The organism is Streptomyces sp. NPDC022910, assembly GCF_055561075.1.
In genome coordinates, this window is sequence record NZ_JBVHHL010000009.1 from 137,368 (window position 1) to 164,019 (window position 26,652).

The 26,652-nt window shown below is 69.9% G+C and carries 25 protein-coding genes, 2 tRNA genes and 2 pseudogenes; 9 read left to right on the forward strand and 20 right to left on the reverse strand.

Annotated elements, in window-relative coordinates:
- Positions 1 to 12 precede the first annotated feature (12 nt).
- Together ACZ3TS_RS11860 and ACZ3TS_RS11865 are read right to left on the reverse strand one after the other, a co-directional pair.
- On the reverse strand, positions 13 to 1,122 hold the full coding sequence (locus ACZ3TS_RS11860) for a sensor histidine kinase (RefSeq protein ID WP_467616390.1): 1,110 nt from the start codon (positions 1,120 to 1,122) through the stop codon (positions 13 to 15).
- Entirely contained in the window at positions 1,115 to 1,810 is a 696-nt protein-coding gene (locus ACZ3TS_RS11865) for a response regulator transcription factor (protein ID WP_467616392.1), read from the reverse strand. The genes ACZ3TS_RS11860 and ACZ3TS_RS11865 overlap by 8 nt, the downstream gene beginning before the upstream one ends.
- A gap of 87 nt (positions 1,811 to 1,897) precedes the next feature.
- Between ACZ3TS_RS11865 and ACZ3TS_RS11870 the strand changes: the two genes are divergently transcribed.
- Complete coding sequence (locus ACZ3TS_RS11870; RefSeq protein WP_467616394.1) at positions 1,898 to 2,593, forward strand: M15 family metallopeptidase; 696 nt, start codon at positions 1,898 to 1,900, stop codon at positions 2,591 to 2,593.
- 23 nt (positions 2,594 to 2,616) lie between these two features.
- Complete coding sequence (locus tag ACZ3TS_RS11875) at positions 2,617 to 3,738, forward strand: endonuclease/exonuclease/phosphatase family protein (protein ID WP_467616396.1); 1,122 nt, start codon at positions 2,617 to 2,619, stop codon at positions 3,736 to 3,738.
- Between the two features lie 172 nt (positions 3,739 to 3,910).
- Here the strand turns inward: ACZ3TS_RS11875 and ACZ3TS_RS11880 are convergent.
- The 6 genes and pseudogenes from ACZ3TS_RS11880 to leuS form a co-directional block, all read right to left on the reverse strand.
- Positions 3,911 to 4,078, reverse strand: a pseudogene (locus tag ACZ3TS_RS11880) (arylamine N-acetyltransferase); the annotation flags it as partial.
- Positions 4,079 to 4,082: 4 nt separating this feature from the next.
- Positions 4,083 to 6,656: a ComEC/Rec2 family competence protein gene (locus tag ACZ3TS_RS11885; RefSeq protein ID WP_467616397.1), complete on the reverse strand. Its 2,574-nt coding sequence runs from the start codon at positions 6,654 to 6,656 to the stop codon at positions 4,083 to 4,085.
- A gap of 137 nt (positions 6,657 to 6,793) precedes the next feature.
- Positions 6,794 to 7,924 carry a ComEA family DNA-binding protein gene (locus ACZ3TS_RS11890; RefSeq protein WP_467616399.1) on the reverse strand — a complete coding sequence of 377 codons (1,131 nt, stop codon included), beginning with the start codon at positions 7,922 to 7,924 and terminating at the stop codon, positions 6,794 to 6,796.
- 96 nt (positions 7,925 to 8,020) lie between these two features.
- Positions 8,021 to 8,866, reverse strand: coding sequence for a DegV family protein (locus ACZ3TS_RS11895; RefSeq protein ID WP_467616401.1), 846 nt, complete (start codon positions 8,864 to 8,866; stop codon positions 8,021 to 8,023).
- Positions 8,867 to 8,938: 72 nt separating this feature from the next.
- Complete coding sequence (locus ACZ3TS_RS11900) at positions 8,939 to 9,676, reverse strand: hypothetical protein (protein WP_467616403.1); 738 nt, start codon at positions 9,674 to 9,676, stop codon at positions 8,939 to 8,941.
- A 210-nt stretch (positions 9,677 to 9,886) separates the two neighbouring features.
- Positions 9,887 to 12,766, reverse strand: a complete 2,880-nt coding sequence (gene leuS, locus ACZ3TS_RS11905) for a leucine--tRNA ligase (protein WP_467616405.1) — start codon at positions 12,764 to 12,766, stop codon at positions 9,887 to 9,889.
- A 459-nt stretch (positions 12,767 to 13,225) separates the two neighbouring features.
- Between leuS and ACZ3TS_RS11910 the strand changes: the two genes are divergently transcribed.
- Both ACZ3TS_RS11910 and ACZ3TS_RS11915 read left to right on the forward strand, forming a co-directional pair.
- Positions 13,226 to 14,533 (forward strand): cytochrome b/b6 domain-containing protein, encoded by a 1,308-nt coding sequence (locus tag ACZ3TS_RS11910; protein ID WP_467616407.1) that lies wholly within the window; start codon positions 13,226 to 13,228, stop codon positions 14,531 to 14,533.
- Entirely contained in the window at positions 14,530 to 16,143 is a 1,614-nt protein-coding gene (locus ACZ3TS_RS11915; protein WP_467616409.1) for an NADH-ubiquinone oxidoreductase-F iron-sulfur binding region domain-containing protein, read from the forward strand. Before ACZ3TS_RS11910 ends, ACZ3TS_RS11915 begins: the two co-directional genes overlap by 4 nt.
- Positions 16,144 to 16,286: 143 nt before the next feature.
- Here the strand turns inward: ACZ3TS_RS11915 and ACZ3TS_RS11920 are convergent.
- The 4 genes and pseudogenes from ACZ3TS_RS11920 to ACZ3TS_RS11935 all read right to left on the reverse strand — a co-directional run.
- Positions 16,287 to 16,359 (reverse strand) — tRNA-Ala (locus ACZ3TS_RS11920).
- Positions 16,360 to 16,540: 181 nt separating this feature from the next.
- A complete protein-coding gene (locus tag ACZ3TS_RS11925; RefSeq protein WP_059131550.1) occupies positions 16,541 to 16,774 on the reverse strand; it encodes a hypothetical protein in 234 nt (77 codons plus the stop codon).
- A gap of 3 nt (positions 16,775 to 16,777) precedes the next feature.
- Complete coding sequence (locus tag ACZ3TS_RS11930; protein ID WP_467616411.1) at positions 16,778 to 16,951, reverse strand: hypothetical protein; 174 nt, start codon at positions 16,949 to 16,951, stop codon at positions 16,778 to 16,780.
- Between the two features lie 69 nt (positions 16,952 to 17,020).
- Positions 17,021 to 17,176, reverse strand: a pseudogene (locus tag ACZ3TS_RS11935) (MFS transporter); the annotation flags it as partial.
- A gap of 135 nt (positions 17,177 to 17,311) precedes the next feature.
- Here ACZ3TS_RS11935 and ACZ3TS_RS11940 point away from each other — a divergent pair.
- Positions 17,312 to 17,605, forward strand: coding sequence for a hypothetical protein (locus ACZ3TS_RS11940; RefSeq protein ID WP_467616412.1), 294 nt, complete (start codon positions 17,312 to 17,314; stop codon positions 17,603 to 17,605).
- Positions 17,602 to 17,874, forward strand: a complete 273-nt coding sequence (locus tag ACZ3TS_RS11945) for a hypothetical protein (RefSeq protein WP_467616414.1) — start codon at positions 17,602 to 17,604, stop codon at positions 17,872 to 17,874. The genes ACZ3TS_RS11940 and ACZ3TS_RS11945 overlap by 4 nt, the downstream gene beginning before the upstream one ends.
- A gap of 74 nt (positions 17,875 to 17,948) precedes the next feature.
- Here the strand turns inward: ACZ3TS_RS11945 and ACZ3TS_RS11950 are convergent, their stop codons facing one another.
- Positions 17,949 to 18,221, reverse strand: coding sequence for a hypothetical protein (locus ACZ3TS_RS11950; RefSeq protein WP_467616541.1), 273 nt, complete (start codon positions 18,219 to 18,221; stop codon positions 17,949 to 17,951).
- On the opposite strand from ACZ3TS_RS11950, the gene ACZ3TS_RS11955 reads away from it, so the two are divergent.
- Together ACZ3TS_RS11955 and ACZ3TS_RS11960 are read left to right on the forward strand one after the other, a co-directional pair.
- Positions 18,220 to 19,335 (forward strand): YncE family protein, encoded by a 1,116-nt coding sequence (locus tag ACZ3TS_RS11955; RefSeq protein ID WP_467616539.1) that lies wholly within the window; start codon positions 18,220 to 18,222, stop codon positions 19,333 to 19,335. The genes ACZ3TS_RS11950 and ACZ3TS_RS11955 overlap by 2 nt on opposite strands.
- 186 nt (positions 19,336 to 19,521) lie before the next feature.
- Positions 19,522 to 20,340 (forward strand): peptidase, encoded by an 819-nt coding sequence (locus ACZ3TS_RS11960; protein WP_467616415.1) that lies wholly within the window; start codon positions 19,522 to 19,524, stop codon positions 20,338 to 20,340.
- Between the two features lie 331 nt (positions 20,341 to 20,671).
- On the opposite strand, the gene ACZ3TS_RS11965 is transcribed toward ACZ3TS_RS11960, so the two are convergent.
- The 7 genes from ACZ3TS_RS11965 to ACZ3TS_RS11995 form a co-directional block, all read right to left on the reverse strand.
- Positions 20,672 to 20,744 (reverse strand) — tRNA-Ala (locus tag ACZ3TS_RS11965).
- 96 nt (positions 20,745 to 20,840) lie between these two features.
- Entirely contained in the window at positions 20,841 to 21,509 is a 669-nt protein-coding gene (locus ACZ3TS_RS11970) for a histidine phosphatase family protein (protein ID WP_467616417.1), read from the reverse strand.
- Positions 21,506 to 21,964 (reverse strand): ribosome silencing factor, encoded by a 459-nt coding sequence (rsfS, locus tag ACZ3TS_RS11975; RefSeq protein WP_467616419.1) that lies wholly within the window; start codon positions 21,962 to 21,964, stop codon positions 21,506 to 21,508. Before rsfS ends, ACZ3TS_RS11970 begins: the two co-directional genes overlap by 4 nt.
- 109 nt (positions 21,965 to 22,073) lie before the next feature.
- Positions 22,074 to 23,849 carry an LCP family protein gene (locus ACZ3TS_RS11980; protein ID WP_467616422.1) on the reverse strand — a complete coding sequence of 592 codons (1,776 nt, stop codon included), beginning with the start codon at positions 23,847 to 23,849 and terminating at the stop codon, positions 22,074 to 22,076.
- A gap of 16 nt (positions 23,850 to 23,865) precedes the next feature.
- Complete coding sequence (gene nadD / locus ACZ3TS_RS11985) at positions 23,866 to 24,528, reverse strand: nicotinate-nucleotide adenylyltransferase (protein WP_467616424.1); 663 nt, start codon at positions 24,526 to 24,528, stop codon at positions 23,866 to 23,868.
- Positions 24,529 to 24,610: 82 nt separating this feature from the next.
- Positions 24,611 to 24,766: a hypothetical protein gene (locus tag ACZ3TS_RS11990; protein WP_181923042.1), complete on the reverse strand. Its 156-nt coding sequence runs from the start codon at positions 24,764 to 24,766 to the stop codon at positions 24,611 to 24,613.
- A gap of 177 nt (positions 24,767 to 24,943) precedes the next feature.
- Positions 24,944 to 25,102 (reverse strand): hypothetical protein, encoded by a 159-nt coding sequence (locus ACZ3TS_RS11995; protein ID WP_467616426.1) that lies wholly within the window; start codon positions 25,100 to 25,102, stop codon positions 24,944 to 24,946.
- 159 nt (positions 25,103 to 25,261) lie between these two features.
- Here ACZ3TS_RS11995 and ACZ3TS_RS12000 point away from each other — a divergent pair, with 159 nt between their 5' ends.
- Positions 25,262 to 26,380 (forward strand): M48 family metallopeptidase, encoded by a 1,119-nt coding sequence (locus ACZ3TS_RS12000; protein ID WP_467616429.1) that lies wholly within the window; start codon positions 25,262 to 25,264, stop codon positions 26,378 to 26,380.
- The last annotated feature ends 272 nt before the right edge of the window (positions 26,381 to 26,652 follow it).

The window sequence follows — 26,652 nt, forward strand, 5'->3', positions numbered from 1 at the left end:
GGTGGCCGCGCATCAATTCCCTGATTCTTCACCTGCCGGTGTGCGGGATATCGCGGGTAGTTCCACAGTGATGCGGATCCCGCCGGCAGAGCGCGGGGTGAGGGTGAGCGTTCCGTCGTGTGCGTGGGTGATGGTTTTGACGATTGCCAAGCCGAGGCCGACGCCTGCGTGGTCGGTGTGTATGCGTTCGGTGCCGCGCTGGAATGGTTCGGTGAGTGTCGAGGCGAGCTGTGGGGAGATGTTCTCGCCGGTGTTTTCGACAGTGAGCACCACACTGTTGGGGCGGACGCTGGTATTCACCCACACGATGCCCTGTTCGGACAGGTTGTGGACGATCGCGTTGTGTACGAGGTTCGTGGTCAGCTGCAGCAGGAGCGCTTGCGATCCGATCGTAGGGGTGATGTCGCCGCTGGTCTCGATGGTGACGCCATGCTTTTCCGCGAGAGGCAGGAGTGTTTCGGTGGCTTCCTCCGCCATGAGGGACAGGTCGACGTGTTCTCGGGTGAAGGACCGCTGCTCGGCGCGGCTGAGCAGGAGCAGCGCCTCGGTAAGGTCGATCGCTCGGGTGTTGACGGCGTGGAGGCGGTCGACGAGTTCGCCGGGGTCGCGGTTCGGATCGGTGCGGGCCACGTCGAGGAGTGCCTTGGAGATCGCCAGCGGGGTGCGCAACTCGTGAGAGGCGTTGGCTGCGAATCTCCGCTGTTCGGCGACGTGTGATTCGAGCCGGGCGAGCATCGTGTCGAAGGCGTCGGCGAGTTCGCGGAACTCGTCATTGCGGCCCGGTAGCCGGATTCGGTGGGAGAGTGATCCGTTCGTGGCCATGCGTGTGGCGTCCGTGATGCGAGTCAGCGGGGCGAGCATGCGGCCGGCGAGGATCCACCCTCCCAGGAGACCGAACACCAGCAGGAAGGGCAGCAACTGGCCCGCGGCCTGCACGAAGGTGTGCAGGACAAAGGAGCGGTCGGGATACAGCCCGCCGGGGGTTCTGGTCGGACGCTCGGGCACGTAACGCAGCAGGGACCACCACACCGCCACGAGCAGCAGGACGCCGGCCAGCATGAGGAACCCGGCGTAGCTGAGGGTGAGTTTGACGCGAACGCTCAAACCAGGCTGCCTAGCCACGGTCTCGTCCCTCACGTCCGGTGCCGGGTGCTGTGTCGATGCGGTAGCCGACGCCTGGCACGGTGGCGATGATCCAGGGTTCACCGAGGCGCTTGCGCAGTGCCGAGACAGTGATGCGCACGGCGTTGGTGAACGGATCGGCGTTCTCGTCCCACGCGCGTTCCAGGAGTTCTTCGGCGCTGACGACACCGCCTTCGGCAGCGACGAGGACTTCGAGCACGGCGAACTGCTTCCTGGTCAGCGCGACGTAGCGGCCGTCCCGGTATACCTCTCTGCGGAACGGGTCAAGGCGCAGGCCTGCGATCTCTCGCACGGGAGGCCTGCTGTGGGCGCGCCTGCGGTCGAGTGCTCTGAGCCTGAGAACGAGCTCTTGCAGTTCGAACGGCTTCGTGAGGTAGTCGTCGGCGCCGAGCTCGAACCCGGAGACCTTGTCGTCGAGCCGGTCGGCCGCGGTGAGCATGAGGATCGGCATGCCGCTGCCGGAGGCGACGATCCGTTGGGCGATCTCGTCACCGGACGGTCCGGGGATGTCGCGGTCGAGGACGGCGATGTCGTAGACGTTGATGCTCAGCAGTTCCAGAGCGGTGTCGCCGTCCCCTGCGGTGTCGGCCGCGATCGCTTCCAGGCGTAGGCCATCACGGATGGCTTCTGCCATATAGGGCTCGTCCTCGACGATCAACACGCGCATGCCGTTAACGCTACGGGTCGGCACATATCGTCGGCATATCGAAAACCACATACGCGCCGGCAACACCGCGCTGCCTTGACTGGCGGTATGAGTAACACCCCACCATCAGCACGAACAACGAGCCGCCGGAATCGCCGGCTCCTCGTCGTCGGCCTGATAGTCGTCATAGCAGCGGTCGCCGCAGCCCTCGGCTACCAGGTGCCGAAGTCCTCGTCCTCGGCGACCGCATCACCGTCCCGCTCGGCCGCACCACCGTCCCCCACGGCGGCATCGCCTTCCCCCTCGGCCACACCCTCGCGTACGAATCGCGGTGAGCACCGCGGTGCGCTCGGCGAGGCCGGCGGTGTCGTCCCCGACGGCGTGACGGTCTTCGATGACGAGCTTCCGGCTGTGGCCAACCTCGATCCAGAGCTGCTCAAGGCCCTGCGCCAGGCGGCAACGGATGCTGCGGACGACGGAGTCGACTTCTACGTCACCAGCGGCTGGCGTTCCCCGGAGTACCAAGAGCAGCTTCTTCGCAAGGCGGTCTCCACATACGGGTCCGAAGACGAGGCCGCCCGTTGGGTGGCCACCGCGGAGACGTCTCCTCACGTGTCGGGGGACGCGGTCGACATCGGGCACTCCGATGCGACGGCGTGGCTGTCCGAGCATGGCGCCGCGTACGGGCTGTGCCAGATCTACAAGAACGAACCCTGGCACTACGAACTGCGCACCAGCGCAATCGATCATGGTTGCCCGCGCATGTATGAAGACCCCACCCAGGACCCGAGGATGCAGCAGTGACCGGCAGTGAGCGAGGACAGACGATGGCGCAGATGGACACGGCGGAAACCGACCAGGGCGACGCCGGCCGCCGGGATGCCGGCTCCGTTGCCCGGCGCGCGAGCATCCGCCGGGATACCGGCGCCGGGACCTGGCGTGCGGGCATACGCCGGGCGATCCGTATCGGCTGCCGGCCGGGGCCCTGGAAGCGCGGCCTGGTGCTCGCGGCGCTGGCGCTGCTGCTGGGCCTGTTCATGCTGCTGCACGCGGAGATCCCGAACCGGCGGATCGGCAACCTCGGCAGCCTGGTGGAGACCCTCCTGCCGTGGTTCGGGCTTTTCATCCCGGTGCTGCTGGTCGCGGCGCTGTGGCGCCGCTCCGCCTCCGCGGTGGCCGCGCTGCTGCTGCCTGTCATGGTGTGGCTGAACCTGTTCGGCGGGCTGCTCAGCGACAAGTCCCACCCTGGCAGCGACCTCACCGTGGCCAGCCACAACGTGGGCGCCGACAACCCCGACCCGGCCGGCACCGCCCGCGACCTGGCCGCCTCCGACGCGGACGTGCTGGCACTGGAGGAGCTGACCCCGCAGGCCCGGGGCACGTACGAGAAGGGGCTGGCGAAGGCGTACCCGTACCACACGGTGCAGGGCACAGTCGGGCTGTGGAGCAAGCTGCCGCTGTCGGACACCCAACCGGTCGACATCGAGACGGACTACGGGCCGCTCGCGGACACCAAGCCGACCGACGTCAAGATGGCCTACAACCGGGCGCTGCGCACCACGGTGGCCACGGACCAGGGTCCGCTGGCGGTGTACGTGGCCCACCTGGGGTCCGTACGGGTGATGCCCAGGGGAGGCTTTTGGACGGACTCGCGGGACCGCGGCGCGCAGGCACTCGGCAAGGCCATCGCCGCCGAGCGGAACGAGCGGGTGGTGCTGCTCGGCGACCTGAACGGCACCATGGACGACCGCGCGTTCGACGGCCTCGCCTCACAGATGGACTCGGTCCAGGAGGCGGCCGGGGACGGCTTCGGCTTCACCTGGCCGGCGAAGTTCCCGGTGGCGCGGATCGACCAGATCCTGGTCCGCGGCGTGCAGCCGGAGAGCTCGTGGATGCTGCCGGCCACCGGCAGCGACCACCTTCCGGTGGCGGCCGGCATCAGCTGGTGAACACCGCGCAAAGGCCGGCGCTCCACCTGCTGCAGACGGCACTTGTCTTCGTCAACACGCTGGTGATCCAGGACATGCTCGCCGAGCTCGGCTGGGCGACCGTCCTCACCTTGACGAGGACAAGCGGGCCCTCACCCGGCTGTTCCGGATACATCTCCAGCCCTACGGCGAAGTCCGCCTCAACGAACGAGGCTGCCCCGCCGCAGTGGATCGACAGGTTCTCGAACGGCACGGTCTGCAGATGCCGAAGATGCAGCTCGCGCAGTACATCGACGGTGGGCCACGCGGGATGCTCCACCCCGATCCGGCGCAGACAGGCGTCAACCTGTGCGGCATTCATGACCTCAGTCTCTCGCCACCGCCAGACCCTCGCCCGCACCGATGACGGCGATCGCCCCGTCCTCGTCCGTACGCAACACCAGCGCACCCTCGCCCCGCAGCGCCGCGACCGTACGGGGAGCCGGGTGACCGTACGGGTTGTCCTTCCCGCACGAAATCAGTGCGAGCCGCGGCGCCACCCTCCGTATCAGCTCCGGATCCTGGTACGCCGACCCGTGGTGAGCGACTTTGAGGACGTCCACAGGGCCCAGCCCGGCGCCACCCGGTGACCTCAACAGCGCCTGCTGAGCAGAGGGTTCGAGGTCTCCGAGCAGTAACAGGGTCAACCCCGCCGAACGTACGAACAGGGCGACGCTCGCGTCGTTCGGACCGTCCGGGGACGGGGCCGGGTCCGGCGGCGGCCACAGCACCTGCCAGTCGAGCGCTCCGGCACGGCGACGCTCCCCGGCAAGGGCGCGCGTCACCGGGATGTGCCGGGCGGCCGCCTGAGCGTGTACGACCGCTGCTTGCTCCGACGGCTCTTCGAACCCGGTCGTCTCGATCGCCCCCACCGAGCGCCCGCGCAGTACCCCCGGCAGTCCGGCGACATGGTCGGCGTGGAAGTGGGTGAGCACCAGGAGCGGGATGCGGGAGATGCCGAGCACGGTCAGACACCGGTCGACCAGCGCCGGGTCGGGACCGGCGTCCACGACCACCGCCGTGCCCTCGCCCGCCGCGAGCACGGTCGCGTCCCCCTGACCCACATCGCACATCGCGAACCGCCAGCCCGGCGGCGGCCACCCCGTGATCACGCGGGTCAGAGGCGGCGGCTGCACCACCACGAGCAGCAGGACCACGGCGCTGACCCCGGTCAGCCAGGGGTGTCCCAGCAGCCGTCGGCCGATGAGCACGACGACCACCGTCACGGCCGCCAGCAGCAGCGCCCCCGCCCAGCTGCCCGGCCAGTCCACGCCGCCGCCCGGAAGCGACGCCCCGGTGCGCGCGATGCCGGCGATCCATCCGGACGGCCAACCGGCGCACCACGCCAGCCACTCGGCGACCGGCATCGCCACGGGCGCGGCGGCCAGCGCGGCGAACCCCAGCACGGTGGCCGGCGCCACGGCGAACTCCGCGAGCAGATTGCACGGCACCGCGACCAGGCTGACCCGCGCCGACAGCACCGCGACGACCGGCGCGCACAGCGCCTGCGCCGCGGCTGCGGCGGCCAGTGCCTCGGCCAGACGAGGCGGCACTCCGCGCCCGCGCAACGCCGCGCTCCAGCGCGGGGCGACGGTGAGCAGCGCGCCGGTGGCCAGTACGGAGAGCAGGAAGCCGTAGCCCCGGGCGAGCCACGGGTCATAGAGCACCAGCAGCAGGACCGCCGTGGCGAGCGCCGGGATCAGGGATCTGCGGCGGCCGGTCGCCAGGGCGAGCAGCGCGATCGCTCCGCAGGCCGCGGCTCGCAGCACACTCGGATCCGGTCGGCACACGACGACGAACCCGAGTGTGAGCGCACCGCCGAGGAGCGCCGTCCCCCGCAAGGGAATGCCGAGCCGGGGCGCGAGCCCTCGGCGCTCGGCACGCTGTGCCAGACCGACCGGGCCGACGAACAGCGCCAACAGGATCGTGAAGTTGCCTCCGCTGACGGCCAGCAGATGCGCGAGGTCCGTCTCCTTGAACGCGTCGTCCATCTCGGGCGTGACCCGGGAGGTGTCCCCGACGACCAGCCCCGGCAGCAGCGCCCGCGCGTCCGGACCGAGCCCGTCGGTCGCCTCCCGCAGCCCGGCGCGCAACCGCCCCGCCCACCGCTGCGCCGCGGACGGCTCACCGACCACGTCGGGTGCTCCCTCGCCCCGTACCCGCAGCACGGCGGCGATGCGATCGCCGCCGGTCAGCGGGGGCGCCAGCCGCGCGGTCACCCGCACCCGCGTAGAGGGCAGCAAGGTCGACCAGGGCGACCGCACGGTCCCCTCCGCGGCACCTTTCGGGCCGGTCACCGGCGCGTGCGTGTTCGTGTCGACGATCACCAGCACCGGCGCCCGGGTCACCACCACGGTTCCGTCCGCCTTCGTCAGACGCCGTACCTCCCCGTCGAGCAGCAAGGCGGTCGGTGTCGCATGATCGCCCTTGATCCTGGGCCGGGTGAGCCGTGGATCGGACGCGACCTCGATCTCCGCGGTCACCGCGGCGTACTGTCGCGCAAGGGCGGGAACGGGCCCCCGCCGCAGGTCCGCGCCATGGAGCCCGGCGGAAAGCGCCGCGGCCGCGATGCAGAGCAGCACGGCGGCGACGGACACCTTCGACCACGCGCCCCACGCCCGACCACGGTCCTCGCCCCGCGCCCCCGCCCTCCGCGCCGCCAGCAGCCCGCCGGCCGCCAGCAGGGAGCCGACCACCACACCGGTGACCCACGCGGTCGGAGCGTCAAGAGCCCAGGCAGCAGCCGCCCAGGCCGCCAGCGCGGGCGCCACCAGCCGCAGGTCCGCCGGTCCCTCCTGCCGGGGATGCGGATCTCCCAGCCGGCTAAGCCTCACGACGCGCACGGCGGAGGGACCGGGGGCGCGTGGTGCGCCGAGACGACCGCTGATCGTGATCCGCATGGCCGGACGGTCCGAGCAGGCCCGCGCAGCCGCGCTGTCAAGGCCGGTTCGGCTCGTTCCCTTGGGCCGCGAGGTATCCGCCCGGGTGTACTGCGGTGGTGTCTTTGGCCCGAGCGCGCCACGGTCCTTCGGCGGGCTCATGGTCGTACGAGATTCCGCAGGTCGGCGAAGCGTCGCTCGCCGATGCCGTTGACATCGCGGAGTTCGTCGACGGAGCGGAATCCGCCGTGTTGGGAGCGGTAGTCCACGATGTGCCGGGCCAGGACGGGGCCCACCCCCGGCAGCGCGTCGAGCTGCTCCGCGGTCGCCGTGCTGAGGGAGACCGGGGTGGCAGGGGCCGCAGCGCCGGCTGCGGATCCGCCAGTGGCCGGGCCCACCGCTCCCGCGCCCGACACGGGTGCGGGAGCGCCGACCACGATCTGCTCGCCGTCCACCAGAAGGCGGGCGTGATTGAGGCCGTCGGTGTTCGTGCCTGGGCGCACTCCGCCCGCCGCCCGCAGGGCGTCCGCGACCCGGGATCCGGCCGGGAGTCTCTGCAGCCCGGGCGTGCGCACCTTGCCGCTGACGTCCACGACCACCGCCGCGCCCGTGCCTGTCACGGCCCCGCCCGTAGGCCCCGGCCCGGCCGAAGTGCCCGGCTGAGCGGCCCGGTTGGAGCGCTGCGCGCCCGGTTCCCCGTAGGGCACGGCCGCCCGCACCACCTCCGGTGCCCGCACCTGCTGCGTCCGGCCTGACCAGAAATACTGCGCGGCGATGACCGCCGCCACGACGAGCAGCACGCTCAGCGCGGCCACGCTCTTGCGCTCCAGCCCGCATCTCGACTGCAACCACAGCGGCATCCGCTCGCGCACGGCGGGACCGACCCGCTCCCGCCACGTGCCGCCCGCCGCTCCGTACGCGAGGGCATCGGCGTCACCGACCGCGAAGGACGGGGCAGCCGCTGGGGACCGGTCCGCCGGGAGCGGCTCCGCGGCGGCCGGAGCGAGCAGATGGCCGATGCCGCTGACCGCCGTCGTACTCGCCCGGGGCAGCCCCGGGTCCCGGTCCGTGGGTGGCGGCCCGTTTCCCAACTCCTGCCGCCCCTTCGCCTCTTCTGCGAAGAGCGCCTCGACGCGCAGGCGGAGTGCGTCGGCGGCCGGGGTGTGCCGGTGCCGGCGGGTGTGCCCGCGCGAGTGCCGAAGGCGGTGGTGAGCGCGGCCGTCGGAGCCAGGGCTGCGCCCCGGACCGCTCGTGGGAGTCGCTGTGCGTGGACGTGATCGAAGTGCCATGCGCCGAGGATCGGGCAAGCCGCCGACCTCGCGATGATCTCGGTCAATTCCCGGGGATTACTACCCGGTTGTGGATAAATCGGTCACCCACGCGCGTCACCGCGGCGAGACCACAGCCCCCAGCAGCCCGGGCCCCGTGTGTGCTCCGATCACCGCGCCGACCTCGCTCACATGCAGCTCGGCCAGCCCCGGCACCCGTTCGCGCAGGCGGTCCGCGAGCGCCGACGCCCGTTCGGGAGCCGCGAGATGGTGGACCGCGATGTCGACCTGCGCGTTGCCCGCGCGCTCGGCCACGATCTCCTCGAGGCGGGCGATCGCCTTGGACGCCGTCCGTACCTTCTCCCGCAACTCGATACGGCCGTCGTCCAGCTGGAGCAGCGGCTTCACCGCGAGCGCGGAACCCAGCAGCGCCTGGGCGGCCCCGATCCGGCCGCCACGCCGCAGATAGTCGAGCGTGTCGACGTAGAAGTACGCGGAGGTGCCCGCGGCCCGCTTCTCCGCCGCAGTGACCGCTTCGTCGACCGTGCCGCCGGCCTCCGCGGCCTCCGCCGCGGCCACCGCGCAGAATCCGAGGGCCATCGCCACCATCCCGGTGTCGACCACGCGCACCGGCACGGGGGCCTCGCGCCCGGCGAGCACCGCGGCGTCGTACGTGCCCGAGAACTCGGAGGACAGGTGCAGTGAGACGATGTCGGTGGCCCCGGACTCGGCGACCTTGCGGTAGGTCTTGGCGAAGAGTTCGAGGCTGGGCCGGGACGTGGTGACGGGCCGTCGCTTCTGCAGGGCCTGGGCCAGGGAACGGGCCGAGATCTCGGTGCCCTCTTCGAGCGCCTGGCCGCCCAGGACCACGGTCAGCGGCACCGCGATGATCCCGTGGCGCTCCATCGTCCGCGGCGGCAGGTAGGCCGTTGAATCGGTGACGATCGCGACATGGCGGGACATGAGCTGGAGGTTACCCGCCGGAACGCACGGGCGGCAGCCCGGCCCCTCCGACCCGGGCTCAGCTTGGCAAGATCATGGGGTGCTCTCGGGGCGGGGCTTCTTCTGCCAGGGATGGGCGGCCCGCTGTCCCCGCGGCTCGATGGCGGGCCGGCTCCGCTCCCGCGACGCACGGGACTCGGGAGTCTCCGGCCAGGTCTGGCCATCGGCGGCCGCCGCCTCGGGAACCGGTGCCTGAGGCCACGTCGGAGCCGGCGGTGTGGGCTGCTCCTTGGTCCAGTGGCGCAGCGCACCGGTCTCCACGTCGATCTGCGCGCTCAGCGCGTCCAGGTCGTCGTCCGCGAACCGGCGTGCCCTGTCGTGTGCCGCCCACCGCAGCGAGTCCGCCGAGTGCGTGATCCGCTCGGTGCGCTCGCGCAGTTCCGGCAGCCGGGCGGCGAGCGCGCGCCGGTCCGGCTCGGTCTCCAGGCGCTTGAGCTCGGCGTCCAGTTCCTGCCCGTGCACGCTGAGGCGGTTGAAGAGGCCCAGCGACTCCTTCAGGGATTCGTCCTCGGCGACACCCGCGTGCAGCGCGTCCTGCGTGGCGCGCAGCGACGTGCGCAGGGTCAGACGGAGCCCGGCGACCTCGCCCGCCGGGCCCACCTGGGCAAGGGTCTTGGCACGCAGAGTGGTGTCCTCGACCGTGCGGCGGGCCTGCGCGATCGTGCGGTCCACGCCGCGTTTGGCCGCGCCGATCGCCTTCACCGTGGCATACGCCCCGAGCACGACGCACAGCACGAACAGGAGCACGATGACGGTCAACACGGCTTCCACGACGCTCCTCCTCCGGCCGGCGACGGCGGCTGCTGTGCCTCCTTCACCGTAAACGCAGAGGGCAGGCCCGGGGTTCCGGAAGAACCCCGAACCTGCCCGTAGGGGACTACCCCGACATTGCGGGAAACCGGTCGGCCGGACCGTGGTCCGGGCGGCCAGAACGCCTCGGGAGACGCCTCCGCCGGTCGAGCCGAACGGGGGCTGCGCCCGCTACGCCGTGACGATGTTCACCAGCTTCGGCGCGCGCACGATCACCTTGCGGATCCCGGCACCGCCCAGCGCGGCGACCACCTTCTCGTCGGCCAGCGCCACCTGCTCCAACTCGTCCTCGGAGATGGAGGGGGGAACCTCCAGGCGCGCCTTGACCTTGCCCTTGATCTGGACCACGCAGGTCACGGTCTCGTCCACGACGTACGCCGGGTCGGCGACCGGGAAGTCCTGGTGCACGACCGAGTCCGTGTGGCCCAGCCGGCGCCACAGTTCCTCGGCGACGTGCGGGGCCAGCGGCGCGATCAGCAGCACCAGGGCCTCGGCGACCGAGCGCGGCACCGCCCGCCCCGCCTTGGTCAGGTGGTTGTTCAGCTCGGTGATCTTGGCGATGGCGGTGTTGAACCGCAGGCCCTCCAGGTCCTGGCGCACGCCGTCGATCGCCTTGTGCAGGGCGCGCAGCGTGTCCTCGTCGGGCTCGGCATCGACGACGGTGACCTCACCGGTCGCCTCGTCGACCACGTTGCGCCACAGCCGCTGCAGCAGGCGGAACTGGCCCACCACCGCGCGCGTGTCCCAGGGCCGCGACACGTCCAGCGGACCCATCGCCATCTCGTACAGGCGCAGTGTGTCCGCCCCGTACTCGGCGCAGATCTCGTCCGGGGTGACCGCGTTCTTCAGGGACTTGCCCATCTTGCCCAGCAGGCGGCTGACCTTCTCGCCCTGGTAGTAGTACGCGCCGTCGCGCTCCTCCACCTCGGCGGCCGGCACCGCGATACCACGGCTGTCGCGGTAGACGTAGGCCTGGATCATGCCCTGGTTGAACAGCTTGTGGAACGGCTCCGCCGAGGAGACGTGTCCCAGGTCGTACAGGACCTTCGACCAGAACCGCGCGTACAGCAGGTGCAGTACGGCGTGCTCGGCGCCGCCGACGTACAGGTCGACGCCGCCGTGCGGCATGCCCTCGCGGGGGCCCATCCAGTAGTGCTCGACGTCCGGGTCGACCAGCTTCTGGTCGTTGTGCGGGTCCAGGTAGCGCAGCTCGTACCAGCACGAACCGGCCCAGTTCGGCATCGTGTTGGTCTCGCGGCGGTACTTCTTCGGCCCGTCGCCCAGGTCCAGGGTGACGTGGACCCACTCCTCGTTGCGCGACAGCGGGGTCTCGGGCTGGGTGTCGGCGTCGTCCGGATCGAAGGTGCGCGGCGAGTAGTCCTCGACCTCCGGCAGCTCCAGCGGCAGCATCGACTCCGGCAGCGCGTGGGCGACGCCGTCCTCGTCGTAGACGATCGGGAAGGGCTCGCCCCAATAGCGCTGACGGCTGAACAGCCAGTCACGCAGCCGGAAGTTGACGGTGCCCTCTCCGATGCCCTTGCGCGCCAGCCACTCGGTGATGCGCGCCTTCGCCTCGACGACGTTCAGGCCGTCCAGCGAAACGGCCTCACTGGAGGAGTTGACGATCTTCGCGTCGTACGTGACGAAGGCGTCGTCCCACGTCGACGGGTCGGTGCCGCGGCCGTCGGTCGGCTCGACCACACAGCGGATCGGCAGCTCGAAGGCCCGTGCGAAGGCGAAGTCCCGGCTGTCGTGCGCCGGGACCGCCATGATCGCGCCCGTGCCGTAGCCCATCAGGACGTAGTCGGCGATAAAGACCGGGATCTTCTCGCCGTTGACGGGGTTGGTGGCGTACGCGCCCGTGAAGACGCCGGTCTTGTCCTTGGCCTCGGCCTGCCGCTCGACGTCGGACTTCGAGGCGGCCTGCGCGCGGTAGGCGGCGACCGCCTCGGCGGGCGTGGCGTGAGAGCCGGTCCACACCTCGTGGGTGCCCTCGGGCCAGGACTCGGGGGTGAACTTCTCGACCAGCGGGTGCTCGGGCGCCAGCACCATGTAGGTGGCGCCGAACAGGGTGTCCTGGCGCGTGGTGAAGATCGTGATCGCTTCGCCGTCGATCGGGAAGTCGACGCGAGCGCCCTCGGAACGACCGATCCAGTTGCGCTGCTGCAGCTTGATGGCCTCAGGCCAGTCCAGCTCCTCCAGATCCTCCAGCAGCCGGTCGGCGTACGCGGTGATGCGCATGTTCCACTGGCGCAGCTTCGCCTTGAAGACGGGGAAGTTTCCGCGCTCGGAGCGGCCGTCGGCGGTGACCTCCTCGTTCGCCAGGACGGTACCCAGGCCGGGACACCAGTTGACCGGTGCGTCGGAGGCGTAGGCCAGGCGGAACTCGCCCAGGACGTCGGCGCGCTCCGCAGTGCTCAGCTCGTTCCACGCGCACGTGGTTCCCGGGACCCCGCGCTCACCGGACTCGAACTGGGCGATCAGCTCCGCGATCGGGCGGGCCTTGCGCGCCTCCTCGTCGTACCAGGAGTTGAAGATCTGCAGGAAGATCCACTGGGTCCACCTGTAGTAGTCCGGGTCGATCGTGGCGAACGACCTGCGCTTGTCGTGGCCCAGGCCCAGTCGGCGCAGCTGGGACTTCATGTTCTCCATGTTGGCCTCGGTGGACACGCGCGGGTGCGTGCCGGTCTGCACGGCGTACTGCTCGGCGGGCAGGCCGAAGGCGTCGAAGCCCAGCGTGTGCAGGACGTTGTGGCCGGTCATGCGCTGGAACCGCGCGAATACATCGGTAGCGATGTAGCCCAGAGGGTGACCGACGTGCAGGCCCGCACCGGAGGGGTACGGGAACATGTCCATGATGAACTTCTTGGGCCTGGAGACCAGCGCGGGGTCGCCGGCCAGGTCGCCCTTGGGGTTCGGCGCCTCGTACGTGCCCTCGGCGTCCCAGAAGTCCTGCCAGCGTGCCTCGATCTCGGCCGCCATGGCGGCCGTGTAGCGGTGCGGCGCTGCCTCCGCCGACACGGCGGCGGCAGCGGGGTTCGTCTCGCTCATGATCCTCAAAGCTCCATCGATCGTCTCTGCCGGCGGAAATGAAAAAGCCCCTCGCACAGGAGGGGACGCCGCGCCGATTCCGACCACGCGATGCACCCGGTGGTCGGGACTGATCAGCGCGGCCCGCTAAGCAGAAGGCGTACGGCACGCATGGCGTCAGGGTACCGCAGCGCCCGAGGGCACCGCGACGGGCTTCCGGCGGCACACCCGGGAGCGGTCCGGAGTGAACCCAACACGGGACGGAACCGTACTCAGACACCGACGGGCGAGTGGTGAAGGCCCAGAAAAGCTGAACAACGTTCAATTGTTACTTCGCGTAACAGTAGCTATTCGGACATCGCTACCATCCCGTTGCCCTTTGATAACAACGCAATAACTCAAACCTCGTACTGCTCGGTTTGGAGCCCCTTAGAGTGCGGCAGCGGGACCGCCTTCCCGAAACTGTTCGGAGTTGCCCCCATGAACCCTCCACGTAGTAACAGCTCGCTCCCCAAGCCGGGCCGCTCGGCCTACGGCATGGTGTCGGCTGTGGTACTGCTGCTCATACCCGTCATCGTGCTCGCCGGCGGGAACGCAGTCCGGGACTTCCTCAACTTCGGAGCGGGCGTCCTCTCGCTCGTCTCCCTCAGCTGCTCCGTGATCTGGGGGCTCGTCGCCCAGGACCGGATCTTCCTCAACATCCGCCAGCGGATCGTGGCGCAGGCCGTGCACCGGACGACCGCGGTCGCCTCGATCGCGTTCCTCCTGGTGCACGTCACGGTCAAGCTGGCACTCGACCACACCGTGCTGATCGCCGCGCTGATCCCCTTCAGCCTCGGCGTCAGCGGCTCGGCCGGACTCATCGGCCTGGGCTCCCTGGCGGGCCTGCTCATGATCTTCGTGGGAGTCACCGGAGCACTGCGCAGCAACTTCGCCTCTCCGGCGCCGGTCGCGGCGCGCTGGCGGGCGATGCACATGCTGGCCTACCCGTCCTGGTGCGCCGCACTGATCCACGGCCTGTACGCGGGACGGGCGGCGAAACCGTTCTTCATGGTGTCGTACGAGCTCTGCCTGCTCGGGGTCATGGCGGCGCTGGCCCTGCGCGCGGCACCGCGCCCGTTCAAGCGGAAGGTGGCCGACCGGATCTTCGCGATCGTCGGAACCGGCGACAGGCCGGGGCGCGACGAACTGGACGCCAGCCGCGCACGCAACGCGGAGGCCGCGGCCGCCATGGCGGGCTTCGGAGCGCGCCCGGCAGGCCGCGGCGCGGCCGACGGGGGCCTGATCCCCTCACAGCCCACCGCGCCCCTCTACGACGCCCCTCCGGCCCGCACCATGACCCCGGAGACCGGCAACGGCTTCGCGGCCGCCTACCGTGCCATGTCGGCCGCCCCTCGCGCACAGGGCCCGATGACACCCGACGCGACCCAGCGCATGGACCTGCCGCTCGACATGCAGGCCACGGAGGCGATGCCGCGGGTCGACGGCTCCGGCAGCACCTCGGGCAGCTGGCCGATCCCCTCCCCGCCGCCGGTCGGCGAGGCGCCGCCATCCGCGTACGACCCGCTTCAGGACACCGGATACACCATCCCGGCCTACGGAAATTCCGGATACGACGGGTACGGCGGGGGTGAGATGTACGACACGAGTGAGACGAACAGCCCCTACGGCCCGTACAACCCGAACAACACGTACAACAGCGGTCCCGCCACTGAAACGCTGCCCGGCGCCTACGACACGCCGGGTACCGGCGAACCCTGGAACGCGCCTTCCGGAGGCTTTAAGTGAACGAGGCCCTGCCCGACGTCCCAGAAGTCCGCGTGGTCGGACTTCCGCAGCTCACGTCGGGCTTCGACCTTGTCGAGAGACTCGACCTGCCGATGCACCTGAAGGTGCACGGCCCGCTCGAGCCGATGGGCGGCGAACAGCTCGCACAGCTGGCCGAACAGATCTCCCTGAAGGGGCGCGGCGGCGCCGGCTTCCCCTTCCACAAGAAACTGCGGTCGGTCGCCGAGTCGGCGATCCGCCGCGGCATCCGGCCGGTGGTCGTCGTCAACGGGAGCGAGGACGAACCGGCCTGCCGCAAGGACACGGTGCTGATCAACCGTGCCCCGCACCTCATCCTGGACGGCGCTCTGCTGGTCGCCGAGGCCCTCGGCGCGCGGACGCTCGTGGTCGGCGTGACGCGGGCCTCCACCGAGCGGTCGATGGAGCAGGCGCTGGCCGAGCGCGGCCTCAGTGACCGGCGCGGCGCGCCCATACGCGCGCGCGTGCAGCGCAATCCGGTGCGGATGGTCACCGGCGCCGCCGCGTCGCTGATCCGCTCCATCGACGGCGGTCCGGCGATCCCGCCGGGCCGCAAGACCAGTGCCTCGCAGAGCGGCGTCGGCGGCGCCCCCACGCTGCTGTCGAACGCCGAGACGTTCGCCCAGTTGGCGATCGCGGCGCGCATCGGAGCCGAGCGCTACTGCAACACCGGTCTCTACGACGAACCCGGCACCGTCATGCTCACCGTCTCGGGCGCGGTCAACCGCCCCATGGTGATCGAGGTCCCCACGGGTGTGCCGCTGCGGTACGTGCTCCAGCTGGCCGGTGCCCCGCCGGTGCCGCAGGGTGTGCTGACCGGCGGCTACCACGGCAAGTGGATCGACGCGGCGACGGTCAACGAGGCGATCGTCTCGCGCAACTCCCTGGACGCCGTCGGCGGCTCGCTCGGCGCCGGCGCGATCCTGCCCATCAGCCAGGAGACGTGCCCGCTGGGCGAGTCCCTGCAGGTGGCCAAGTGGCTGGCCGAGGAGAGCGCGGGCCAGTGCGGTCCCTGCTACCTCGGCCTGCCCGCCGCGGCCCGCGGCATGGAGGACATCCTCAACGGCGGCGGTCCCGCCGCGCTCGAGGCCCTGAAGCAGGTCGCCAAGGCCGTGAAGAGGCGCGGTGCGTGCTCGCACCCGGACGGCTCGGCGATGTTCCTGGAATCGACCATCAAGGCCTTCACGGACGACCTGGCGGCACACGTCCTCGGCAACGGCTGCGGCAGACCTGTGGAGGGCGTGCTGCCGCTCTTCGAGGGCGGCAGGGCGCCCACGGGCATCCCGGGCGGCGGCCAGGCCGAGCCCGAGGCCGGTGCCAGCCGGCAGAAGATCTTCGTCGACTGGACGCTGTGCCGCGGCCACGGCCTGTGCGCGGACATCCTCCCGGAGGTCTTCGAACTCGGCGCCGACGGCTTCCCGACGGTCGCGCAGGCGCCCGTGCCGCTGTACGCGGAGGCGAAGGCACTGCGGGCCGTACGCCGCTGCCCGGCCCTCGCGCTGCGGATCGAGGAGGACACCCGGTCCGCCGCGCCGTCACGCAACCTTCCGGTGCTGTCTCAGGGCCGCGGACGCCGCGCCCTCGGCCGCTGAGCACGCCGCCCACGGGCCACCCCGAGCACGCTGCCCACGGGCCACCCCGAGCGGGGTGGCCCGCCGCGCCCCCGCCGCGCGGAACGACTCCCGCATACGCCGAAGGCGGTCCATCCGATGGGACGGACCGCCTTCAAGTCCTGTGGAGCTAAGGAGAATTGAACTCCTGACCTCCTGCATGCCATGCAGGCGCTCTACCAACTGAGCTATAGCCCCTTGCGGCCACGCGGCGGAGCCGCATGCTGACCGTGTCGCCCGGTTTCCCCGGCGGCGACGCCAACATTACACGGTCCTCCGGGTGGAACACCAAATCGTTTCCGTTCCGCACGCACACGGGGTCGTCCGCACGGATACCGGGGCTGACCTCGGCTCCCTGTCCGTGTCCACGACCCCCGGGTCAGGCCGTGGCGAACGAATAGAAGCGTTTGAGCGTGCAGTGGTCGTCGAGGAGGCGGCCGTAGATCGGCTCCCCCTCCAGTTCCCGGTAGGTCTCGATCGGGTCCCCCTTTATGATCAGCGCCCGTGCGCATTCCTCGCACCAGTACTGGTAGTCGGGGTTGACCGGTTCCATGTCCCGGACGATCGGCGTGCCGCTGCCACACCAGTCGCACTTCCGCCTGTGTGCACCCATCGATCAGCTCCAGCTGTGGCCGCAGGCCGTGCACACGTAGGAGATTCCACCGTTGTCGCCGAGGACCTGGGCGACGTGGGACGAGCCGCAGGAAGGACAGTCGAGGAGGGTAGCCTTCTGACGTGTCACCGCCACTGCGAGGAGATCATGGACCTCCCCGCGGATGCTCGCAGGCATCGCTACTCCCTCCCGTCGGGCCGCGCCCCCTTCCGGCCGTTTGATTCTGCCACGGCCGGGCCAATACGGTCAGCGACGCCTTCGTACCAGTCCGGACACGGCACCCAGCGTGGCCGTCGCGGCCAGCGCGTACATGCACACGAGGAGCGCGTCCGAAGAGGTATACGCCCCGGGGACCCCAAGTGACTCAAGCCGGTTCAAGAAGAGTGTGCCGAAGACCGCCACTGCGGCTCACCACCCGGGGGTCGCAAACCCTGAGGTGCCCGGCGTTGCGGTCAACGTCTTACTCCGGGGGACCGGATTCCTCCATTTGGCGACATAAAGTGCGAATAATCAGTTATTGCTATATACCGTGCGCCTATGACAAGCAGCAACAGCAGGGGAATGTCCCTGACGAAAGGTGTCATCGTCGCGGCCGGGGCGATCGCCGCGCTCGGCGCCGCACCGGCCGACTCGGGTGACGCGGCCGACAGTGCGGACACCCGGGTGAGGTTCGAGGTGGTCGCGTCGGGAGGTCTGTACGTGTCCGCCCCCTGCGCGGCCATGCTGTCCGATGTACACCCGGGGGCACTGCCTCCGGTCGGCTCGGTGAGGTTCGCGTCACCGACGAGCGGGCCGCGCGGGATGCCGCGTGGATTGCCACCGTCACCGTGAGCCGGGACTTCTCGGCCGGTCGACCCGGCCCCCATGAGACGATCTCCGGACGACATGTGCTGTACCGCCCCGGAGCGGCGATCGATGCGTTCAACGGACCGTTCGTCCCCGGCCACCCCGGGACCCTCGCCCACTTCCGTATGGCGTTCAGCCATCCCGGTGGTCACGGCAGCAACTCTGTCGCCTGGAACCCCACCTTGAAGGTCCATGTGCCCGAAGCCGGGGTGGCCGACGTCTACCGAGGCGTGGTGACGCATTCAGTGGCTTGAGCTCGTCAGTGGACCGCCCCTGTTTTCCGGATTTCCAGAACACAGGTAATTCCAGGAATCAGGGAACATCAGGATCAATTGTGCATACAATAAGAATACAACACGCCTGAGTTCAATTTCTGATATCGCGGTAATGCAGTAACAAATACCCCTAAATTGACCTTCGAGTCATCGCAGATGATCTTGACGTCTCGGTGTTTGCCGGGCGTCTTCATCGTGGATGCGGAGGTCTCCGTGCTCGGATTTTGCCCTGCCAGATGGTTCAGGCAGCGAAGGGAGAAGCCCGTATCGGCCAGGCGACGGTCCGTGGTGGGTTTGATGGTGCAGGCCTCGCTGGCCCTGTCCATGGTCGCTGCACCTTCTGCAGCCGCCGCCCCATCGGACTTTCTCTATGTGGTCAATTCCACCGACGGCACCGTTTCGTTGATCAACACCACGAACGACAGCGTCACCGGCACCATCACTGTCGGCAATACTCCCGTCGGGGTGGCCGTGACCCCCGACGGCGCCAAAGCCTACGTCGCCAACCTCAACGGCAACAGTCTGTCGGTGATCGACACCGCGACCGACACCGTCAGCACCACCATCAACGTCGGCACGAATCCCTCCACGGTGGCCGTGACCCCCAACGGCGCCAAGGCCTACGTCACGAACAACACTTCGAACGACGTGTCCGTGATCAACACAGCGACCGACAGTGTCACCGGGACGATCGCCGTCGGCACCAACCCCCGAGGGGTGGCCGTGGCTCCCAACGGCGCCAAAGCCTACGTCGTGAACAACGGCTCGGACAGCGTGTCGGTCATCAACACCAGCACTGACGCCGTCTCCTCCACCGTCACCACCAACATCGGCACCGGCCCGAGCGGGGTGGCGTTCACCGGGGACGGCGCCAAGGCATACATCACGAACACCGGCTCCAACAACGTGTCAGTGATCGACACCTCCACCGACACGGCCGGCCCCACCCTCCTCACCGTCGGCGGCGGTCCCCTAGGCGAGGCGGCCTCCCCGGACCAGGGAGACGTGGTGACCACCTTCCAGGTCACCCCCACGGACGGCCTGACCATTGCCGTTCCCTATTCGGCCACCCTGAGCGCGGTCAGCCCGGGCAATACCGCCACGGGCCAGCTCGGCCAGGTCACAGTGGACGACCAGCGTTCGCTGGCCGATGCCAGCTGGGTGGCCACGGCCTCACTGACCGACGCCTTCACCACCCCCGGTGGCAGCCCCATCACCGGCAGCGCCACGACCTGCACACCCGGATCGGCAATCTCCCCCGTCAACGGGCCGTTCACTCCGGGCACAGCGGGAACGCTCGCCTCCGCCCGGACCGCCTTCAGCAAGCCGAGCGGTTCCGGTAACAACTCCGTCAGTTGGAACCCCACCCTGGACGTCGCCGTCCCCGCAGACGCGGTCGCCGGCACCTACACCGGGACGGTGACCCATTCTGTGGCGTGAATCGTCGCCCCAGCGCCGCAGCTTCACCCTGATCGTCGTCGCGGCTCTGACCGCGGCGACGATCGCCCTGGGTTTCCCTACTCCGGCCGGCATCGCCTCAGCGACAGCTGAGGACAAGGGGCCGGGATCCATCGGTATCCGGCTCCTCGAAGCCCCCGTCGCGCGGCGGTCGACCCCCGGGCACGGATGTACATCGTCGACCACCTCAGGCCAGGCACGACGATCAAGCGCGGCATCGAGATCTCGAACAAGTCGTCCGCCGCACGCCGCATCGACCTGTACGCGGCCGCCGCCTCCATCGAGAACAACGGGTTCACCTTCGCCGCGAAGCGCACACCGAACGAACTGACTCAGTGGACCCGCGTCAAACCCTCCTTCGTGATCCTGGACCCGCACTCGAAAGCCAAGGCCGAAATCACGACCAATGTGGCGCGGACCGCGCAAGCCGGAGAGCGCTACGCCGTCGTATGGGCCGAGAACAGCGTGGCCGCGGACGCCACCCACAACATCGGCAGCATCACCCGCGTGGGCCTGCGGATCTACTTGGACATCGGGCCCGGCGGAGAGTCCCTCTCAGACTTCAAGATCGAGAAGATGAAGGGCGCGCGTGACAAACAGGGCCGCCCCAGCCTCACCGCAGCCGTCCGCAACCTTGGCGGGCGAGCCGTGGACCTTAACGGGACGCTCGAGCTTCGCGAAGGCCCCGGCGGCACCAGCGCAGGCCCCTTCCCCATGGATTCCGGTCTCACACTCGCCCCGCACGGAACGGGCACCGTCACCGTTGCCCTTGATCCACGCCTGCCCGACGGTCCTTGGAAAGCCAAGCTGACGCTGCGGAGCGGACCCGTGGAACGGACGAGCACAGCAACCGTGACGCTCACCGAGGCGAAGGCCAGATCCCGCGCATCCCTCTACGCAGCAGCCGCCGGAGCCATTGCCCTGGCCGCTTGCGTACTCGCCCTGGTGAGAGTCCGACACCGTCGGCGAAACGGCCGAAAGCCGTGATGCCGCCGTTCGGCAAGGTCTTCGTCGAGTCCGGCCGCGATGAGGGCGGCGGCACCGGGGGTCTGAGCGGAGCCGACGTCGCGCCACTGCCCGTGTGCAAGGGGCGGGCGTCGGCCTGGGCGCCCCAACGGAGGGCGAGTTCACGTGCGGCGGGGCTGTAGGGCGTGCGGCGGTGGGCGAGTTGCTGATGCCGGGAGCGGAAGCAGCGGCTGTGGCCGCCGTGCGAAAGGGCGCCGGCCGATGTGATGTGTGGCACCCCGAACACGAAAAATCCCGCCCCTGGAGGACGGGATTCTCTGTCGATCTTTGACGACTCGAGGGTGTCGATCCGTGGAGCTAAGGAGAATTGAACTCCTGACCTCCTGCATGCCATGCAGGCGCTCTACCAACTGAGCTATAGCCCCGCGTGTTCTTCCCGCTCGGCGGGGCGAACAAGAAGAACTTTAGCCTGCGGCCTGCCGGAAAGTGAAATCCGGGTCCCGGCACCGGGTGAGGAGGTGTCAGTCGTCGTCACCGAGGACCGGTTCCGGCAGCGTGCCCGCGTTGTGCTCCAGAAGGCGCCAGCCGCGCACACCTTCGCCGAGCACGGACCAGCAGCAGTTGGAGAGACCGCCGAGGCTCTCCCAATGGCGGGACTCGAGGCCGAGCAGTCGGCCGATGGTGGTGCGGATCGTGCCGCCGTGGCTGACCACCACGAGGGTGCCGTCCTCGGGGAGCTTCTCGGCGTGCCGCAGCACCACGGGGGCGGCACGTTCGGCGACCTCCGTCTCCAGTTCGCCGCCGCCGCGGCGGACGGGCTCACCGCGCTTCCAGGCGGCGTACTCCTCGCCGTGCCGGGCGATGATCTCCTCGTGGGTCAGCCCCTGCCAGACGCCCGCGTAGGTCTCGCGCAGGCCCTCGTCGTGGGTGACCTCGAGGTCCGTGAGCACGGCCAGCTCGGCGGCAGTGGCGGCGGCGCGCTTGAGGTCGGAGGCGACGATGGCGTCCGGCTTGAGGGAGGCGAGCAGACGGGCGGAGCGGCGCGCCTGGCCGACGCCGGTCTCGGTCAGCTCGACGTCCGTGGAGCCCTGGAAGCGGCGCTCCACGTTCCATGACGTCTGGCCGTGCCGCCACAGGATGAGGCGGCGGCCCCGGCCCTTCTTCCCGGTGTCGACGCCCTGGGCCGTCACCGCAGCTCCCCACCCAGCTCGGCGTTGAGCGCGGCGGCGTCCTCGGCGGCCTGCAGCCGGGCGTGCTCCGCGGCCTTGCCCCGGGTCGCCTTGGCGTCTGCGGGCAGCTCCAGCTCGGGGCAGTCCTTCCACAGCCGCTCCAGTGCGTAGAAGACCCGCTCCTCGCTGTGCTGGACGTGCACCACGATGTCGACGTAGTCCAGCAGCACCCAGCGGGCCTCGCGGTCACCCTCGCGGCGCACCGGCTTTGCGCCGAGTTCCTTGTTCAGCCGATCCTCGATCTCGTCGACGATCGACTTGACCTGGCGGTCGTTGGGCGCGGACGCCAGCAGGAACGCGTCCGTGATCGACAGCACGTCGCTGACGTCGTAGGCGATGATGTCGTGCGCGAGCTTGTCGGCGGCCGCCTGGGCGGCGGTGTTGATGAGCTCGAGAGAGCGGTCCGTTGCGGTCACTACGAGGCTTTCCGTCGGCGGTCAGTGATACCTCAAGGGTCTCACGGACCGCCGACGACACCCGACGTGATTGACGGAGCACACCCCGGCGTCCGGGGTGTGGCCCGCGTCACGACGACGTCTTGTAGTTCTGGCCGAGGACGACCGAGACATCGGCACTGGTCGCGATCTTGCCCTTCTGCACGGAGCTGGTGGGCAGCCCCAGCGTCTTGGCGACCTCGATCGCGTTCTCCTTGTCGCCGTCGTCGGCGTAGACGACCTGGGACGCAGCCAGGGCGGTGCCGGTGCCGGCGTCGATGAAGGTGTAGCCGCCGTTGACGAGGCTGACGCGGGCCTGCTCGCCGGCGGTCTTGGAGCCGGTGGCGTTCTTGATGCCCACCCGGACGGCGTCGCCGGCCTCGGGGCTCTTCACAGTGCCGCCGAGCAGGGTCTTGACCACAGTGTCGGTGGCCTTCTCACCGATGGTTCCGTCGGACTGGACCGGCAGCAGTTCGGTCTTGTAGTCGCCCCCCTTGGCGTGGTCGGCGAGCTTGGCCAGGAAGGTGCCGAGATCCTTGTCGGTCAGGGAGGGGTCGAGGATCTGGGCAAGTGTCTGCACGGTGGTCGTCGCGGCCTGCGGATCCGAGGACATCTTGCGCAGCACGCCCTGCATGACCTGGCCGAACCGCTCCAGCTGGGCGTCCTGGGACTCTCCGGAGGCGCGGTAGGTGGCGTACGCGACGGCCATCTTGCCGCTCAGGGTCTGGTCCTCCCCCTTGTGCACGAGGGGGGCGCCGCCCTTCTTCTTGGCGTCGGGGTCGGGGACGTCGGCGTTGGTGGTGACCACGACGTTGCCGACGAGTTCGACGAGGTTGTTCAGGTACGGGGTGTCGAGGCGCCAGGTGCCCTCGACCTTGGTGCCCAGGACGGAGTCGATGGCGTCGCTGGTGCCGGAGGAGCCGTCGTCGGCGACCGACTTGCCGAGGGTGGTCGTGGTGCCGTCGTCGGAGGTCAGGGCAAGGGAGTTGGGCAGCAGGACGGTGGCGCCCTGCTTGGTGGTGGTGTTGTCGACGAGCAGCGCGGTGGAGGTGCCGCCGCCCTTGGTGTTGTGCAGGTGGACGACGATCACGTCGCGGTTCTGGGCGCCGACGGCCGTCGCCGTGGCACCGGACTTGCCGCCGGAGGAGGTGCCGGGCAGCCTGCCCGTGTACCAGAGGTAGCCGACACCGCCGACAGCCACCAGGGCGAGGACCACGACGAGCGTGACGATCCGGCTGCGGGCGCGCCGCCTGGCCTCCTCGCGGCGCTCGGTGCGGTTCTCGGTGAACTGCAGCCAGTCGATGACGTCTTCGGATTCTCCGTCGGGCTCCTCGACGAAGGCGAACTGCTCGGTGCGGTAGTCGCCGTCGCCGTGCGCCTCCCTCCCCGGGGAGGTGTCCGTTCGTCCGTCCGCGCCGTCGTGGCCGGGGAAACCGGCCGTACCGCCCGCGCGCCCAGGACCGCGGTCGGCGGGCCCCGCCTGCTGGGGGATGTGGGCGGTCTGTTCCGCAACGCGCGGCTGCTGCCCGCTCGTTGCGGTCCGGCCGTAGGGGTCGTAGCCGTCGGCGGCGGTCCCGTACGGGGCGTAGGGGTCGTACGAGGCGACGGACGGCTGCTGGCCGGTGTGATGCGGGGGCACGGGCCTCTGCCGGCCGGTGTGGTACGGCGCCTGGGACTGCTGCTGGCCGTTTCCGTACGGGTCGTAGCCGTAGCCCTGGGGCTGTTGTTGCTGCTGTGTGCCGTACGGGTCGTAGCCCTGCGGGGTCTGCTGGGCGGGCACCTGCCGGTACACAGGCTGCCCGAACTCGTCATAGCCGACGAGTTCGTACTGGTCGCCGCCCGCGTACTCGTCGTATCGGTCGTTCACCGGTGCCCCTCTCGGCTCACTCGCCGCGGTACAGCTGACGCTTGTCGATGTAGCGCACCACGCCGTCCGGCACCAGATACCAGACGGGTTCGCCGTTGGCGACTCTCGCACGGCAGTCTGTGGACGAGATGGCGAGAGCGGGAACTTCGATGAGCGAGACACCACCCTCGGGAAGGCCCGGGTCGGTCAGGGGGTGGCCGGGGCGGGTGACGCCGATGAAGTGCGCGAGGGAGAACAGTTCGTCCGTGTAACGCCACGTGAGGATCTGGCCCAGCGCGTCGGCACCGGTGATGAAGAAGAGGTCGGTGTCGGGGTTGAGAGCCTTCAGGTCGCGCAGGGTGTCCGTGGTGTAGGTGGGGCCGCCACGGTCGATGTCGATGCGGCTGACCGAGAACTGGGGGTTCTCGGCGGTCGCGATGACCGTCATCAGATAGCGGTCCTCGGCCGGGCTGACCTTGCGGTCGGTCTTCTGCCACGGCTGCCCCGTGGGCACGAACACCACCTCGTCGAGGTGGAACTGCGCGGCCACCTCACTGGCCGCGACGAGGTGCCCGTGGTGGATCGGGTCAAAGGTTCCGCCCATGACGCCCAGACGGCGTTTGCCCGGGTTCGACGGCCCGTTTCCGGGGCCGGGTCCCGGGCCCGTCGCCGGACCGGTGGGCATGTGCTGCTCTCCCATGCGTCCAGACCCTACCGGCCCGTCCGCCGGAGCCCGTCCGTCAGGCCCCCGCGAACGGCCGGGACCAGGCACTTTGCCGGGCTCAGCGGTCGCGGTTGAAGCGAGTGGTGATCCACAGCAACAGGAGGAGGATGACGAGGGCGCCTCCGCCGGTCATGAAGGGGCTGATGCTCGCGTGGCGTTCGCCTTCGCCCTCGGCGAGGGTGGCCAACTGGGCTGCGGTGCTGTGGAAGCTCATCTTCGGCAGAACCTATCCGGTGTGGGCGGGATAAAGACGTCGGCTCATCGTAAGCGGGCGCCTCGCCACCGATCACGCCGACTCCGCCGTTGGGAAGGGCGCTTGCCCTCCGGGCGCGGAACGGGCCGGGGGGCGGGCCGGAGGTGCCGTGGCGGGTCGTGGGGGCCGCCACGGCCGTCAGTCGTCCTTGCGCCTGTATCCCCGCAGCAGGAACCACGCGGTCAGGGCGGTGCCGAGGACCATCACGATCAGCACGACACGGAGCAGGTTGCCCGAGCCCTGCCGGTCGGCAGCCATCGCGGCTTCCGTGAGCCAGGTGGCGGAAATGTGCTCCATGGGATCGCTCCTTACAGTGTGCTGCCCTGTCACGGTATCTCCGCCTAGGCTGGACCCCGCTTCGGGGGCACATCGGGCGTCGCACACCACGCAGTCACCCACCGAGCGGTGGCCCGATGATCAATCGCACAGTGGGTCACCAGACACATGGGGGAACACATGTCCGACCACGGTCATGAGCAGAACGGGCACGAGCACGTGCCCAGCAGGCAGCGCAGGCGTTTTCCGGGGATCTCCTCGCGCGCGTACGAACACCCGGCGGACCGTTCGGCCCTGGTGGCCCTGCGCAAGCTCAGCGGCTTCGACACGGTCTTCAAGGCGCTCAGTGGTCTGCTGCCCGAACGCAGCCTGCGGCTGCTGTTCCTGTCCGACTCGGTGCGGGTCTCGGACGCGCAGTTCGCCCATCTCAACGGGATGCTGTGGGACGCCTGTTACATCCTGGACCTGGAGAAGGTCCCACCGATGTACGTCACCCAGGATCCGCAGCCGAACGCGATGTGTATCGGCCTCGACGAGCCGATCATCGTCGTGACGACCGGGCTCGTGGAGCTCCTGGACGAGGAGGAGATGCGGGCGGTCGTCGGGCACGAGGTCGGCCACGCGCTGTCCGGCCACGCGGTCTACCGCACCATCCTGCTGTTTCTGACCAACCTCGCGATCCGGGTCGCCTGGATCCCGCTGGGCAACGTCGCGATCATGGCGATCGTGACCGCGCTGCGGGAGTGGTTCCGCAAGTCGGAGCTCTCGGCCGACCGGGCCGGACTGCTGGTCGGGCAGGATCTGCAGGCCTCGATGCGGGGGCTGATGAAGATTGCCGGCGGGAACCATCTGCACGAGATGAACGTGGACGCGTTCCTGGAGCAGGCCGAGGAGTACGAGGCCGGGGGCGATCTGCGGGACTCGGTGCTCAAGATCCTCAACGTGCTGCCGCGCACCCACCCCTTCACCGCGGTCCGCGCGGCCGAGCTGAAGAAGTGGGCCGCCTCCCGTGACCACCAGCGGATCATGGACGGTCACTATCCCCGGCGCACCGAGGACGGGGACACCTCGGTGTCGGACTCCTTCCGGCAGTCGGCGGCCAGCTACGCGAACGAGGTGCGGGAGTCCAAGGACCCGCTGATGAAGCTGGTCAGCGACATCGCGGGCGGCGCGGGCGACCTCGGCGGCCGGGTACGGCGCGGCTTCGCCGGCTTCGCGAGCAGCGCCCCGAAGGACGCCCCGCGCGAGCCGCGCGACGCTCACCCGGACGACGAGGAGACCGACGGCAACGACGCCTGAGCGCCCCAGGGCTCACCACGGCCCGGAGCCCCGCGGCAAACCCCTACGGGATGCCCTTCGCCCGGCCCTCACAGAGGCCTCCCTGGCCCCACTCGGGGCCAGGGAGGCCGGGCCGCCCCGACCGACGGAAGAAGAACCCGCCAGGCCGCCACGGTCTCCCGATCGGTGCCGCCAGGGACGGGGGAGGCCAGGCCGCCGGAAACCCCCAATGCGCCCCCAGCCGCCCCCCGAAAGCCCCGCCCCTCTCACCGGCCCCCGCCCACAGACCTCGG

Bases quoted from the DNA above. Each gene is read 5' to 3' on its own strand.
- ACZ3TS_RS11895 (WP_467616401.1), bottom strand. From the start codon at position 8,866: ATGTCCCGCCATGTCGCGATCGTCACCGATTCAACGGCCTACCTGCCG.
- ACZ3TS_RS11960 (WP_467616415.1), top strand. From the start codon at position 19,522: ATGTACATCGTCGACCACCTCAGGCCAGGCACGACGATCAAGCGCGGC.
- ACZ3TS_RS11950 (WP_467616541.1), bottom strand. From the start codon at position 18,221: ATGGACAGGGCCAGCGAGGCCTGCACCATCAAACCCACCACGGACCGT.
- nadD (WP_467616424.1), bottom strand. From the start codon at position 24,528: ATGGGAGAGCAGCACATGCCCACCGGTCCGGCGACGGGCCCGGGACCC.
- ACZ3TS_RS11875 (WP_467616396.1), top strand. From the start codon at position 2,617: ATGGCGCAGATGGACACGGCGGAAACCGACCAGGGCGACGCCGGCCGC.
- ACZ3TS_RS11890 (WP_467616399.1), bottom strand. From the start codon at position 7,924: ATGGCACTTCGATCACGTCCACGCACAGCGACTCCCACGAGCGGTCCG.
- ACZ3TS_RS11865 (WP_467616392.1), bottom strand. From the start codon at position 1,810: ATGCGCGTGTTGATCGTCGAGGACGAGCCCTATATGGCAGAAGCCATC.
- ACZ3TS_RS11910 (WP_467616407.1), top strand. From the start codon at position 13,226: ATGAACCCTCCACGTAGTAACAGCTCGCTCCCCAAGCCGGGCCGCTCG.
- ACZ3TS_RS11925 (WP_059131550.1), bottom strand. From the start codon at position 16,774: ATGGGTGCACACAGGCGGAAGTGCGACTGGTGTGGCAGCGGCACGCCG.
- ACZ3TS_RS11930 (WP_467616411.1), bottom strand. From the start codon at position 16,951: ATGCCTGCGAGCATCCGCGGGGAGGTCCATGATCTCCTCGCAGTGGCG.
- ACZ3TS_RS11955 (WP_467616539.1), top strand. From the start codon at position 18,220: ATGGTCGCTGCACCTTCTGCAGCCGCCGCCCCATCGGACTTTCTCTAT.
- ACZ3TS_RS11990 (WP_181923042.1), bottom strand. From the start codon at position 24,766: ATGAGCTTCCACAGCACCGCAGCCCAGTTGGCCACCCTCGCCGAGGGC.
- ACZ3TS_RS11885 (WP_467616397.1), bottom strand. From the start codon at position 6,656: ATGCGGATCACGATCAGCGGTCGTCTCGGCGCACCACGCGCCCCCGGT.
- ACZ3TS_RS11940 (WP_467616412.1), top strand. From the start codon at position 17,312: ATGACAAGCAGCAACAGCAGGGGAATGTCCCTGACGAAAGGTGTCATC.
- leuS (WP_467616405.1), bottom strand. From the start codon at position 12,766: ATGAGCGAGACGAACCCCGCTGCCGCCGCCGTGTCGGCGGAGGCAGCG.
- ACZ3TS_RS11870 (WP_467616394.1), top strand. From the start codon at position 1,898: ATGAGTAACACCCCACCATCAGCACGAACAACGAGCCGCCGGAATCGC.
- ACZ3TS_RS11995 (WP_467616426.1), bottom strand. From the start codon at position 25,102: ATGGAGCACATTTCCGCCACCTGGCTCACGGAAGCCGCGATGGCTGCC.
- ACZ3TS_RS12000 (WP_467616429.1), top strand. From the start codon at position 25,262: ATGTCCGACCACGGTCATGAGCAGAACGGGCACGAGCACGTGCCCAGC.